At 30.5% G+C, this 13,110-nt stretch carries 11 protein-coding genes; 2 read left to right on the forward strand and 9 right to left on the reverse strand.

Features of this window, described 5'->3' with window-relative positions:
- Positions 1-5 precede the first annotated feature (5 nt).
- Genes FVF61_RS08340 through FVF61_RS08350 form a run of 3 tightly spaced genes read right to left on the reverse strand, consistent with a single transcriptional unit; the run spans position 6 to position 3,344 of the window.
- Positions 6-2,210: a tetratricopeptide repeat-containing hybrid sensor histidine kinase/response regulator gene (locus FVF61_RS08340; protein ID WP_148455240.1), complete on the reverse strand. Its 2,205-nt coding sequence runs from the start codon at positions 2,208-2,210 to the stop codon at positions 6-8.
- Positions 2,210-2,986, reverse strand: coding sequence for a LytR/AlgR family response regulator transcription factor (locus FVF61_RS08345; protein ID WP_148455242.1), 777 nt, complete (start codon positions 2,984-2,986; stop codon positions 2,210-2,212). Before FVF61_RS08345 ends, FVF61_RS08340 begins: the two co-directional genes overlap by 1 nt.
- The gene (locus FVF61_RS08350; protein WP_148455244.1) at positions 2,979-3,344 is read right to left on the reverse strand and encodes an Hpt domain-containing protein; all 366 of its coding nucleotides are present in this window, start codon (positions 3,342-3,344) and stop codon (positions 2,979-2,981) included. The genes FVF61_RS08345 and FVF61_RS08350 overlap by 8 nt, the downstream gene beginning before the upstream one ends.
- Positions 3,345-3,595: 251 nt before the next feature.
- Here FVF61_RS08350 and FVF61_RS08355 point away from each other — a divergent pair, with 251 nt between their 5' ends.
- Entirely contained in the window at positions 3,596-4,297 is a 702-nt protein-coding gene (locus FVF61_RS08355; RefSeq protein WP_148455246.1) for a hypothetical protein, read from the forward strand.
- Between the two features lie 63 nt (positions 4,298-4,360).
- Here the strand turns inward: FVF61_RS08355 and FVF61_RS08360 are convergent, their stop codons facing one another.
- The 6 genes from FVF61_RS08360 to FVF61_RS08385 form a co-directional block, all read right to left on the reverse strand.
- A complete protein-coding gene (locus tag FVF61_RS08360; protein WP_148455248.1) occupies positions 4,361-5,047 on the reverse strand; it encodes an N-formylglutamate amidohydrolase in 687 nt (228 codons plus the stop codon).
- On the reverse strand, positions 5,044-6,270 hold the full coding sequence (locus FVF61_RS08365) for a glutamate-cysteine ligase family protein (RefSeq protein ID WP_148455250.1): 1,227 nt from the start codon (positions 6,268-6,270) through the stop codon (positions 5,044-5,046). Before FVF61_RS08365 ends, FVF61_RS08360 begins: the two co-directional genes overlap by 4 nt.
- A gap of 1 nt (position 6,271) precedes the next feature.
- A complete protein-coding gene (locus tag FVF61_RS08370; RefSeq protein ID WP_148455252.1) occupies positions 6,272-7,717 on the reverse strand; it encodes a RimK family protein in 1,446 nt (481 codons plus the stop codon).
- Positions 7,718-7,825: 108 nt separating this feature from the next.
- Positions 7,826-8,062 (reverse strand): CBU_0592 family membrane protein, encoded by a 237-nt coding sequence (locus tag FVF61_RS08375; protein ID WP_148455254.1) that lies wholly within the window; start codon positions 8,060-8,062, stop codon positions 7,826-7,828.
- Positions 8,059-9,588 carry a carbon-nitrogen hydrolase family protein gene (locus FVF61_RS08380; RefSeq protein WP_148455256.1) on the reverse strand — a complete coding sequence of 510 codons (1,530 nt, stop codon included), beginning with the start codon at positions 9,586-9,588 and terminating at the stop codon, positions 8,059-8,061. Before FVF61_RS08380 ends, FVF61_RS08375 begins: the two co-directional genes overlap by 4 nt.
- 63 nt (positions 9,589-9,651) lie before the next feature.
- On the reverse strand, positions 9,652-11,385 hold the full coding sequence (locus FVF61_RS08385; RefSeq protein ID WP_148455258.1) for a M14 family metallopeptidase: 1,734 nt from the start codon (positions 11,383-11,385) through the stop codon (positions 9,652-9,654).
- Positions 11,386-11,485: 100 nt separating this feature from the next.
- On the opposite strand from FVF61_RS08385, the gene FVF61_RS08390 reads away from it, so the two are divergent.
- Positions 11,486-13,108 (forward strand): SulP family inorganic anion transporter, encoded by a 1,623-nt coding sequence (locus tag FVF61_RS08390; RefSeq protein WP_148455260.1) that lies wholly within the window; start codon positions 11,486-11,488, stop codon positions 13,106-13,108.
- Positions 13,109-13,110 lie beyond the last annotated feature (2 nt).

A 13,110-nucleotide genomic window follows, 5' to 3' on the forward strand; every position in this document is an offset into this window, starting at 1 on the left:
GGATCTCATTTATTTAGAATATTATATATTGAGATAATTAAGTCTTCGGGTTTATAAGGCTTTGGAATATAGTCATCCATGCCAGCAGCTAAACATTTGTCAATTTCAGATTTAATAATGTTAGCTGTCATTGCCAAAATAGGTATTCTTTTTTCATTGTTTTCAAGTTCTCTAATTATTTCTGTTGCATCAATCCCATTCATAATTGGCATGTGCATATCCATTAAAATAATATCAAAAGAATGTTGCTTGAATAAATCTATGGCTTCTTGACCGTTAGTAGCTACTTGTAATGTTACATTTTTTAAATAGTAATTCAAATCGTCTTTTACGACCATAATATTAAATTCGTCATCATCAACAATAAGAATGTTTAAATCTTTTATAGTTTCTTTGATGTGCTCTAAATTGGTTTGCTGATAATTCTTATTGATTATTTTTTTTGATAATTCTGTTTGCATTGGTAATTGAAAATAGAATGTACTTCCTTTGTCAACTACACTTTCTGCCCATATTTTACCATTCTGTAATTCAATTAATTTTTTAGAAATGCTTAACCCTAAACCTGTGCCACCATAAATTTGTGATCGTGACCGTTCACCTTGTTCAAAATTTTTAAAAATAGTATTTATTTTATCTGGTTCTACACCCATTCCTGTATCGGATATCTCAAATTGAATGGCATTATCTACTTGACATAATTTAATTGTAATGTTTCCTGAATGTGTGAATTTTATGGCGTTACCAACCAAATTGATTAGAATTTGTGTTAATCGTTGAGCATCTCCAATTATCTGTTCTGGAAAATTTTCTTCAATATTAGTTTTGAGTATTAACTCTTTTTCTTCCGCTTTATATTTGAGCATTTGTACAATGTCTTTTACAACCTGTATAGGATTAAAAATCTCCTGCTTAATTTCTAGTTTACCAGAATCTATCTTTGATAAATCCAAAATATCATTCAACAAAACCAATAAATTATCAGAACTAGTTTTCATAGCCTCCAGATAGGGACTTTGATTACTGTAATGCCTGTTTCTTAATAGCGTATTAGTCATCCCTGAAATGGCGTGCATGGGAGTTCTAATTTCATGACTCATATTAGCCAAAAATTGTTCTTTGTGCTTTTCAGATTGTTCAGCTCTAGCTTTTTCTTGTTGTATGATTACATTTTGTTTTCTAATAAACTTTAAACGATTAAAAATATACAGAATGCCTGAAAACAAGATAAATAAGGCAAATACATTAATCCAAATTACAATTCGTTGATTAGTGATCCTTTCGGAAGTAAGTTGTTCTTGCAATTTTATTTTATCTTCAAGTATTTCATTGTTAATTTTTACCAGTTCCATACCTGATTTAAAAGAACCAGATTTTATTGAAATTTCTTCAAACTTCAAAGTGTGTTTCATGGCATTCTCATAATCTTTAAGTGCCAAATAAATTTCTTTTAATTGAACATGTGCGTTTGACTGTGTTTGTTTTATATTATTTAATTCTGCAATTTTTAGACCTTTTTGTGTGTATGCTAAAGCGCTATCATATTGTTTAACTGTAAAATAGGCAGTACCAATATTAATACTCCTAAACGCTTTTTCACTAACTGTAGGACCTGGTTTACTTAATTTTATATGTTTTAGTGCTTCTTTGTAGTTGTTATCTTCATTATTTAGTAAATAATAAAGGTAATGGGCTCTAGAAATTAATAAATCAATATCTTTTGTTTTTGCTACTTTCATTAATGAATCTGCAATATCATGGGCTTCTTTTTCTTTGCCTAATAGATGTGAATAGAATGCAATGGAGCTTTTTGATTCAAAAACTAAATCATTTAAATTTTGATCATTTGCTTTTTCAATGGCCTTATTAAGATAGTTTATGCTTTTTTCATATTGTACTAATGCACTAAATAACCAACCCATTCTCTTGTAAAAATGAGGGGCAATTTTTATAGCTGAATCATTGGTTTTATTAGCTAATAGTTGTTCTTCTAATACAATACTATTTATGTATGCTTGGTTGTAATCAACTTGGTTAAGATTAGCTAAAAATATTTGATACATTATTGAAATTTCAGAACTTTTATCTCCACTTTTCTTGACAGTTACTAATGCAGATTGTAAACTGTCTATTATATGGTTTTGGCTTGTGGGTTGTGAATAACAAGACAAGTGAATCATTAAACTTATTATTATGCAGGTAGATTTCATTAATGATTGCTTTTAATTAACCAGCCTTGAAAAGCTTCTTTTTTACGTCTTGAAATAGGAATTTTCATCCCATTAGAAAGTAAAATGTTAAAACTATTAGTTAACTCTACAATATGATTTTTACTTATTAAATGAGACTTATGGCATCTAAAAAAACCTTTGTTCGATAATAAATCTTCTAAATCACTTAAGGTTTTAGAAACCAGTTCTTTTCTGTTTCCAGTTAGATAAATGTTGCTGTAATTTCTATCACCTTCAATTGAAATAATATCTTTTAATACTAAATGTAAATCGCCTTGTTGCGTTTTTAAAGATAATACTTGGTCTGATATGTTTTTGGTTTTAATGTTGTTTAATGCAATGTCAACTTTATAACTAGAACCAATGGCATTATAATTGTTTTTAAACCTTTTTATAGCATTTTTTAATTCCTCTAAATCAAAAGGTTTTAACAAATAATCTAAAGCATTAAACCTAATGGCTTTAATTGCATAGTGTTTATAAGAGGTAATAAAAATGGTTTTAAAATTTATGGATGCCAGTCGTGACAGCATTTCAAATCCAGTCATGTCTGTCATTTCTACATCAAGAAACACCAAATCAGGTTTTAAAACTATAATTTTTTCAATACCTTCTTTTCCATCATTACCTAAACCAACAATATTAATTTCTGGGAAATATTGGTTAAGTTTGTCCTTTAATAACTCTTGTATAAATGGATCGTCGTCGACAATAACACATGTTATAGTATTGGATGTAGATTTTAAATTATTCAAATTGTGTTTGTATAGTTTTAGTTACTTCAGAAATAGCTCCTTCTAATTTATAAATTAAATCATTAACTAAGACGTTTAATTCGAATAACGGCATCGATTCATATTCCATTTCTAAACGTTGAATGGGGTTAACAACATCTTGAATGCCAAAAAACTGTAATTGCGGACTCATTTTATGTAGAATTTGTCGTATTTGTCTTCGGTCATTTTCTGCTAATGCATCTTTTAGTTGTTCTAATCGTTCTGGAATTAATTCTTGAAACTGTTTTAAATATTTCAACATTCTACCTGAATCGCCTCTAGAAATGGAGACTATATTTTTAAGATTTATAAAGGTTTTGTGTCGTTCGGCATTCATGGCTATTAATTTCTATACTGGAATAAAGCTTAAAGATACTTTAATTTATTAATACATTGATTGTCAATTAATCGATAGGCTTATCAAACGGTTTATTGCCGTTTGATAAGCCATTTGTACAATAGTTATATCACAGGATAAAAACGTTTAGGTTTCAGGGAATTCATGTTCTAATATTGGTCACAGATTTAGAAATGTAAATGCTAAATCAATAAAAACATATTAATCTATTAATCCTAACACAAACAATTATGAAAAATTCAATTTTAATTATTTTCGTGCTAGCTCTTCTATTATCAGGGTGTAGTAAAGAAGATGTATCAGAAGTACAAGAAGTAAATACGTTTAATAAAGCGGTAGAACTTAATAAACTAATAGAAAAAACCTTTCAAAGTGAAGCGTTTAGAAGTGCAATTGGAATGGATAAAAATGGGCAATTCCGTAACAACGAAAATAGTAATGGGGTTGTGGTAGTTGAAGATGGAACTTTTTTTATTATGGGTATTTTCGAAGGTACAACACTTTATCTTTTTGCAGAAGACTGGAGTGATGATTTTGTAGCATTAATGCCAAATGGTAATGCAAGATTTTTTGCGCATTCTAATAATCCGATAGCAGCGGTTTTAGATTTATCTGGAGTAAACCCTCCATTAAATAATAGTTGTATAGAAGGAAGAATTGGAAGGCTCAATGCTAATTTAGTGGCTTCTTCGTATGATGTTACAGAACTTCCTTCCGGTACTATTTATACAATAAATGAAGCCAGTTCTGCAAGCGTATTGGTAGGACATAGTGAAGTGTCAAATGCGCAATTATTTACACCACCTGGAGAAGACCCTTATTGTACTGATGCAACCGTGTATAAAACACTTCATGGTCGTGTTATTTATAGAAATAATAACAATGGTAACGGTCAAAGCTCTGAACCTATAATTAGTTTTACATTGCGATAAGTAATTTAACCAACCAGTTTTAGTTAAGTGCAAACACCTCAAAGGTTCTTATTGAGGTGTTTTCTATTGGTTTATAATAGTTTTTAAAACTGAATATAAATCTTGCTTTAATTGGACATCTATTATCTCATCTTTTGTGAATTTCTGATTGATTTCAAGCTCAATGCCTATATAATTTTTTGGGAACTGTTTTCTTAAATAGGTTGTAAAACCATCAGCTTTTCCTAAATAAGGGTAATTAAATCTCACACGATATTTGGTTTTTTCTTTAGCTAAATATTCTTTAAAGGTTTTACTGAATTGTTTTTCTGAAGGTTTTCTAGAATCAAACAGCAATCCTATATCACAATTTCTGGATTCAGAATTTAAAACTGGAGTAAACGAGTGAACTGAAATATGAAGAACTGTTTCTTCAGCATTAATAAACTGCTTGATTTTATTTTCAACCGTATTTCTGTATACTAAATAATATGATTGGATGAGGTGTTCTTTTTCTTCTATTGAAAGGGTTTTTGAAAATTCAGAAAATAGCTTATTGTGGTGTAAAGACCTATTTAGCTCAATAAGCAAACGACTTGTTTCACTTGCAAGAAAAAAATTTGAAAGAGGCTTTAAAGTTTCAAATAAATCTAAAGAACCTAAATCGTAACCTTTATGTGAGTTTAAAACAGTTTGATGTTCTTTAAATAAAAAAGCAAATTCTTTTGGAATTGTATTTCCTCCATGCTCACAGGTTAGAACAAGTTTCATGAAAGAAATAGTTTATTTTCTTGTAAACAAACAGCTAGTTTAGAGTAAACAACTTTAATGTTTTTTTCAGAATAATCGTCACCTACAGCTTTTAAAATTCTAGTAGCTAAAGTGCCTTCATTTAAAATTATTTCTATTGTGTTATGATGTGATTCATGAATGTTTTCTTTAACTAGGTTATATAAGTGTTTCCAAAGATTTTTTACTGAAATTGTTTCTTTAATTTGAAACATATTTAAATATTCCACATTAAAAATGGTATAGTTCTCTGCGTCTTTAATAATCGGATTTAAAATATCGAAAAGCTCTTGTTTTAACCATTTTTTTTGTTGCTGAAGTGTCGCTAGTTTTTTATCAACTAAAAGTTTTAAAACTTCAATAATCAGAACACAAATGGCAATATCAGCTTTCGGACATTCTTGAATATCAACCAATCTTATTTCAATGGCATTTCTGTCAAATCGAGCTATAGCACCACGAGAATTTAAAAAATGATGATCTAAAATATTCTTAATATCGTGAGGTCTAATCGCTCTTTTTATGGGTTCAAAAATAGTAGTATAATAATCTTCTTTTGTAAAAACACGTTCCGGAATTACTAAACCTGTTAATTCTGGAATTTTTTTCTGGTTGGTTTTATAATACTCTAATCGTGCATCTTTAAAACCCGTGTTTTTTCCTTCTAAGATAGGTGAACTAGCACATAATCCAGGAATTAATGGTAGGATGATTCTAATTGCTGCATGTAATTTTTCAAACTCTTTATCATCGAAAAAAGGTAAATTAATGTGTGTGCTTTGTACGTTAGACCAACCATGGCCATGACAATCGAAAATCCTGTTATATAATTCGTAAACCTCGCTATAGCTATGTTTCCAAAGCTCAGTATCTTTTAATGGATTTAATAATGGATGTGCAGCAGTAGGTAACAAATTTGCTTCTAATGGTTTTAATAGCGCGTTAATTTCAAGAACGTCTTTATGAAATAAATCTGATAATCCATTTAAGTTATTAGTTGGACCATTGGTTTTTAATTCCACAACATGTGCCACAAGCTCATTACTCCAAGCTATGTTTCCATTTTCAACATCTGAAGTTAGTTTTCCAGCCTTTTTAGTTAATAATTTATCAACTATTGGAGCAGATTTAAAACTTTTGCTATATACCAACATATATTCCAACTCTATACCGTAAACTTCGAATAAATGATATTTTTTACTCATGTTAATCTAATCTGTTTTTTAATGCTGAAAGTATTTCGGTGTAAACAAGGTCTCCGTAATATTCGTCTTCAACACCATTATCAATATTAGGATTATCGTTTATTTCAATTACCATAGGTTTGTTGTTAATTACTTTTATATCAATTCCATATAATCCTTTTCCCATTAATTTGGCTGATTTTAAAGCCATATCTAAAACATTTTTAGGAACTTTTTCTATAGGTAAACAATCGGCATTTCCATCTTGATCATCTTTTTTCTTCGCATTCCAATTATAGATTTGCCAATGGCCTTTTGCCATATAATATTTACATGCAAAAAAAGGTTTATCGTCTATAATACCTATTCGCCAATCGTAATCTGAAGGGCAAAATTCTTGGGCAATAATTAAATCGGATTCTTTTAACATACTAGATACTAAGTTCTGGTATTCTGTTTCTGTTTTAGCTTTTTTTACACCAAAAGAAAAAGTAGAGTCAGGTGCTTTTAAAACACATGGTAATCCAACTTCATTTAAAACATCATTTTTATTGTTTTTATGAACTATAACTGTTTTAGGTGTTGCAATATTGGCATTATTTAAAGCTTCAGCCATATAAACCTTATTGCAGCATTTTAAAATAGCATCAGGATAATCTATAATAGCAATTCCATCTTGTTGTGCTTTTCTAGCAAAAGCATAAGCTTCGTTATTCACTTCAGTACTTTGACGAATAAATAAGGCATCAAAAGAAGATAAGCGCGACAAATCTTTTGGTTCAATAATTTCAGCATAAATATTCATCTTTTCAGCTATATCAATAAACTTTTTTAAGGCTTTCTGATTGCTAGGTGGAGCAGGATCGTTAGGGTTTACTAATATAGCTAAATCGAAATCTGAAGTTGTAAGTTTGGGTGTGTCATAACGTTTTTTAGAAAAATACTGATTTGCAAAAACATGCACACTTTCCATATGTTCTAGAGGAATTTCAGATTCTGAAATAGCTCTTACACTTTGCACATTCCATTTCGTAGTATGATTGAATTTAACACGCAAAAAAGGTACTTGAAAATGCTTATAAAAGAGCGAACTCAATTCTTTATATTTTTGAGCCACATTTTGTCCAAAATAAATGCTTAAAGTAAATTCTTGAGATTTGATGTTTTTTAAACTCTGCTGAATAACATCATCAAACTCATCAGATACTATTCGTACTAATTTTAATGCTTTTAAATCGACAATATTCTTAACTGTTGGAATAGCTAAATGTCCTCTAGCTTCAGCTAAAAGTGATACGTAGTAACCTTTAGATTGATAAGAATAATCTTTACAAAGATTAAAGATTCTGGCGTTTTTTAATAAAGAATAATTTGGATTTGTAAGGTAATCTTGAGAGGAAATAACACTAATATTTTCAATGGAAAAATTCCATTTATCAGGTTGATTAACAACGATGTATTTTTTCATGTAAAGCGTAAATCGCTATATTTATTTAAAGCAAAATTATAGTATTTTTTAATTGCTTTTACAAAAGTACAAAAATATTTTAAGCAGTTATAATTGAAGTGTTTAAAGTTAAATTTTGTAATGTTTAAATAACAATATAATGGACACTATGGTCCAAATTCCTTCTAGAATAATAAATGGTAAATATTTTAATAAAATGGATGCTGTACATGCAAGTACAGCTCCAATTAAATTTAGTAAAATAAAAGATAAATCTGTATGTTTTAATTTATTGGTTACGTTTAAAAAGTAGGCTAATAAAATTTGAAAAACACCGATAAAACCTATCCAGTCTATATAACTCATTTCTTACGAAGTTCGAAAATATCTGTTCGTCTATCTCTTAAATTTCTTACAGACCCAAATTGGTTTAACTCTCGCAATAAATCAATATCAACATCTGCAATTAAAATCATTTCTGTATTGGTAGTAGCTTCAGCTTTAATTCCGTTTGCAGGAAAAGAAAAATCGCATGGTGTAAAAACCATTGATTGTGCAAATTGAATATCCATATTATGCACTTTAGGTAAATTCCCTACACTTCCAGCAATAGCAACATAGCATTCGTTTTCTATAGCTCTGGCTTGTGCACAATGTCTAACTCTGGAATAGCCATTTTGAGTATCTGTTAAAAAAGGAATGAATAAAATATCCATACCTTCATCTGCTAAAATTCTGCTTAATTCTGGAAATTCAGAATCGTAACAAATTAAAATGCCAATTTTACCACAATCTGTATCAAAAGCTTTTAATTGAGATCCACCTTGTAATCCCCAAACTTTTGCTTCGTCTGGAGTTACATGAAGTTTTTCATAACGTTCAATAGAACCATCTCTTCGACATAAATAACCAGCATTGTACAATAAATCGTTTTTAACTTCTGGCATACTACCAGTAATTATATTGATATTATAAGTAATTGCAAATTCAGAAAATTTTTGAACAATAGATTTTGTGTGTTTTGCTAATTCACGAATGGCTTCAGATTCTGATAAATGATTATTTTCAGCCATTAATGGCGCATTAAAAAACTCTGGAAATAACGCGAAATCAGAACGATAACCTGATACTGCATCAATAAAATATTCTGCTTGTTGCATCAACTCTTCCAAATCTTTATACAAACGCATTTGCCATTGAATAAGACCTAAACGGACAATTTTCTTCATGGTAGCAGCTTTTTTCGTTGGCTTTTCGTAATAAATATTATCCCATTCCAGCAATACAGCATATTCTCCAGAAGATTCATCTCCTTCTAAATATCCTTTTAAAATACGAACAGGATGGAAGTCGTTTGAAATTTGAAAATTTAAAACTGGATCATGAATTTCTTTTCTTCTTACTTTATCAATATATTCTTTAGGTGTCATCTCTGTAGAATATTTGTGATAGTTTGGTATTCTTCCACCAAAAGCGATGCCTCGTAAATTTAATTTTTCACAAACTTCTTTTCTATAATCATATAATCGTCTTCCTAATCGTAAGCCACGAAATTCTGGTTTTATAAACACTTCAATGCCATATAAAGCATCACCTTTTGCAGCATCGTGAGTATCGAAAGTATAATTTCCTGTAATATCTTCATAGGTATGAATATCATCAATACTGTCGTAATCCACTATTATAGAAAGTGCACAACCAGCAATTTGATTATTAATCTTAATAACCACTTGACCTTCTGGGAATTTATCAATAAGTGTTTTTATTTGTTTTTCTCTCCAAAATAATTCTGGCATAGAGCTATATGCTTGTTGCATAGCGCCTTTTAATTCTTGATAGTCATCTAAAGTTAGATATTGTAATTCAATATTCTCAATGTCTTGTGGTTTCATATTATATGAATGATTTTTACAAATGTAGTCGAATTTATTTCAGAATATTCACTCTTATTTTAATTAATTCAATCTATAAATTGGATATTGCATATAAGCTTTTTCAGCATGATTGGATTGCTCATACAACCAATTTAATTGCGCAAACCAATTGGCAGAAAAACTAGTGTCACTTGCTTTTTTTTCTTCAAATGCTGCATTTAACTCAGGATTATTTTCAAGCATATTTTTAGCAGTATCTTCAAAGACATAAGGTGAAAAACCTTCTTTTTGTTGCAAAATAGTATCGAAAAAATTCCAGTTAAAAAAAGAATCTGGAGCTTGTGGTTCTAATGTTTCTAATAAATAGCGTTTAGCAGGTTGATTTGTTGAAATATAATAATCTCCTTTTCTAAAACTTACTTTTTCTTCTGAAGACTTAACAGTTGTATTATAATGTGGATAATGGCCTTCATAAGCAGATTTTTTGGTTTCAAATGAAGCTATTTTATAAGATAAAACAGTAATTGTAGTGTCTTTTTTAAACCGTGTCATTTGTACTTGATTCAGTTTTAGTAAATCAATCACATCATGCCAGCCTTGAGGAATAACGAATGCTTCTGGAATTGTAACTTCAGCTGAAGGTTTAAAGTAATTTTTGTAAACAATATCTTTTGTAAACGGTTTGTCTCTGTTGTATTTTAAACGTTGAGAATCTGTAACATCGCTGGTTATCATGTCTCCTTCAAAGCCTTTAAAGTTTAGGGTTGTCGATTTTGTCTCGTCTATGTTCCAATCTAATGGATAACTTGTGCCTTCTTTAAAATTTGAAAACGAAGCTTCTCTCAATAATGCGATTTCTTCATGGTTTTCTTCTATAATTTCAATCATACTAATCATAAGTTCATATGTGCCTTCAACACGTTGTTTATAAGGTTTAAGCATATGTGTTTCCACCATCATGCCTAATACATTCCATAAAGTCGTATAACCTGTTGAATATCTAGGATAATCTATAAACTGACTAAACCCAATTTCAGGCACCTGATTAAATACATTGACATAAGGTGTAATATCCCAATCTTTTTCGGCTAGTTTTTCTTCTAAGTCTGGCATCATTTCTGTATTTAGATACTCGCCTAAAGAACCACCTAATTTATTGTGTTGTGTAAATAAATGAGTCAAAGTATATTGATAATCTGCACCATTACTTACATGATTGTCTATAAATACATCTGGTTGCACCAAATGAAAAATTTTGGCAAAACTTTTGGCATTTTCGGTATCACATTTAATAAAATCCCGATTCAAATCGAAGTTTCTGGCATTCCCTCTAAAACCGTAGGCTTTGGGACCATTTTGGTTGGCTCTTGAACCCGTATTTCGGTTTAAACTGCCTCCAATATTGTAAACTGGAATAGTAACCAAAACGGTATTTTCAGGCACTTTTATTTTTCCTTGAGCTAAATCTCGATAGAGCATCATGGTAGCATCAATGCCATCAGATTCTCCTGGATGGATGCCATTGTTGATTAATAATATGCGCTTGTTTTTACTTATTTCTGAAAAATCGAATTGCTTATCTGGATTGTAAGTTATGATATGTAAAGGTTCGCCAGAATCGGTTTTACCCATTTCTTGAATTGAAATTTCCGGGAATGTTTCACTTAAATTTTTATAAAAATGAACGACTTCAGGATAAGTTGCAGTTTCTGTGCCTCCACTTTTTTCGAACGTTGTAATAAATTGTTGAGTTGTTTGAGAAGATAAAAAATTGAATGACAAACAAATAAAGAATAGAACAATGGTTTTTTTCATAAGTTGAAGATTAAAGTATAAAACTAAACAATTTAAAAGAATATAACCTTGTGTTTAACCATATTAAGTCTATTTTTGCACCTCCAAAAAAAACACGAATATGACCGATTTTATAAGAAAGCGAGCAGCTAATGCTAAAAATGATATCTTATCAGGATTAACAGTTGCTCTAGCTTTGGTGCCAGAAGCTGTTGCATTTGCTTTTGTCGCTGGTGTAGATCCATTAGTAGGTTTGTATGCTGCTTTTATGATAGGTTTAATTACTTCTATTTTTGGTGGACGACCAGGAATGATAAGTGGAGCCACAGGCGCATTAGCAGTAGTTATGGTAAGTTTGGTTGCTGAAGGAAATGCTATGGGAGCAGCCGGAGAGCAGTTAGGATTATATTATCTATTCGCTACGGTTATTTTAATGGGAATGATACAAATGCTGGCTGGTGTTTTTAAATTAGGGAAGTTTGTTCGTCTTATTCCTCATCCAGTAATGATGGGGTTTGTAAACGGTTTAGCCATTGTTATATTCTTGTCTCAACTAGGCATGTTTATGACTGTTGAAAATGGCCAAGAAACTTGGTTACAAGGTTCACAATTATGGATTATGATTGGTTTGGTAACTTTAACTATGGGAATCATGTTTGGATTACCTAAACTCACTAAAAAATTACCTGAAGCTTTAATAGCTATCTTAGTGGTTTCTGCTATTGTAATTTTTGGAAATTTAGATGTAGCTACTGTTGGAAGTTTTATTCGTGATGGAGGTGGAGAAGGTTTAAAAGGAGGTTTGCCAACTTTTCAAACAGATATTTTCTCTAAAGTACCTTTTACATGGGAAACTTTAATGTTTATTTTTCCTTATGCGTTAATCCTTGCTGCCATTGGTTTGATAGAATCTTTAATGACTTTAAATTTAATTGATGAACTAACCGAAACCAGAGGAAATTCTAATCGTGAGTGTTTGGCTCAAGGTGGAGCAAACATTGTTACAGGACTTTTTGGAGGAATGGGTGGATGCGCCATGATTGGTCAATCTATTATAAATATTAAAGGTGGAGGACGTGGTAGATTATCAGGTATTGTTGCAGCTCTAGCCTTATTAGGATTTATTTTATTTGCTTCTGGACTTATTGAACAAGTGCCTATTGCAGCTTTGGTAGGCGTTATGTTTATGGTAGTTTTTGGAACCTTTGCTTGGTCTAGTTTTAGAATTATGAATAAGATTCCAAAGACTGATTTATTCGTCCTTATTTTAGTGTCTGGACTAACGGTTCTATTCGATTTAGCTATAGCAGTTATAGCTGGTGTTATTGTGAGTGCTCTGGTATTTTCTTGGGAAAATGCCAAACGAATTCGTGCCAGAAAACGTATTAAAGAAGATGGTACAAAAATTTATGAAATTTGGGGACCTTTATTCTTTGGTTCTATTAAAGCATTTAACGATAAGTTTGATGTTAAAAACGATCCTGATAAGGTGGAGATTGACTTTATAGAATCTCGTGTAAGCGATCATTCTGCTTTGGAAGCTATTTCTAATTTAGTTGAAAGGTATAAAGCTGAAGGAAAACATATCAAACTAAAACATTTAAGTAAAGATTGTAAAGCCTTACTTTATAAAGCAAATCCGAAGTTTAGAGAAGTGATAGAAGAAGATATAGACGATCCAAGGTATCATTTAGCTGCCAATCCTGAAGATTTCCCGAAGCCACTTTCTCATTATAAACTTTAGTT

The sequence above is a fragment of the Xanthomarina maritima genome (assembly GCF_008084905.1).
In the GTDB taxonomy this organism is placed as follows: domain Bacteria; phylum Bacteroidota; class Bacteroidia; order Flavobacteriales; family Flavobacteriaceae; genus Xanthomarina; species Xanthomarina maritima.

What these genes read in the sequence shown, in the direction of transcription:
- FVF61_RS08350 (WP_148455244.1), bottom strand. Translation starts at nt 3,344, where the DNA reads ATGAATGCCGAACGACACAAAACCTTTATAAATCTTAAAAATATAGTC.
- FVF61_RS08340 (WP_148455240.1), bottom strand. Translation starts at nt 2,210, where the DNA reads ATGAAATCTACCTGCATAATAATAAGTTTAATGATTCACTTGTCTTGT.
- FVF61_RS08365 (WP_148455250.1), bottom strand. Translation starts at nt 6,270, where the DNA reads ATGAGTAAAAAATATCATTTATTCGAAGTTTACGGTATAGAGTTGGAA.
- FVF61_RS08375 (WP_148455254.1), bottom strand. Translation starts at nt 8,062, where the DNA reads ATGAGTTATATAGACTGGATAGGTTTTATCGGTGTTTTTCAAATTTTA.
- FVF61_RS08390 (WP_148455260.1), top strand. Translation starts at nt 11,486, where the DNA reads ATGACCGATTTTATAAGAAAGCGAGCAGCTAATGCTAAAAATGATATC.
- FVF61_RS08370 (WP_148455252.1), bottom strand. Translation starts at nt 7,717, where the DNA reads ATGAAAAAATACATCGTTGTTAATCAACCTGATAAATGGAATTTTTCC.
- FVF61_RS08360 (WP_148455248.1), bottom strand. Translation starts at nt 5,047, where the DNA reads ATGAAACTTGTTCTAACCTGTGAGCATGGAGGAAATACAATTCCAAAA.
- FVF61_RS08355 (WP_148455246.1), top strand. Translation starts at nt 3,596, where the DNA reads ATGAAAAATTCAATTTTAATTATTTTCGTGCTAGCTCTTCTATTATCA.
- FVF61_RS08385 (WP_148455258.1), bottom strand. Translation starts at nt 11,385, where the DNA reads ATGAAAAAAACCATTGTTCTATTCTTTATTTGTTTGTCATTCAATTTT.
- FVF61_RS08380 (WP_148455256.1), bottom strand. Translation starts at nt 9,588, where the DNA reads ATGAAACCACAAGACATTGAGAATATTGAATTACAATATCTAACTTTA.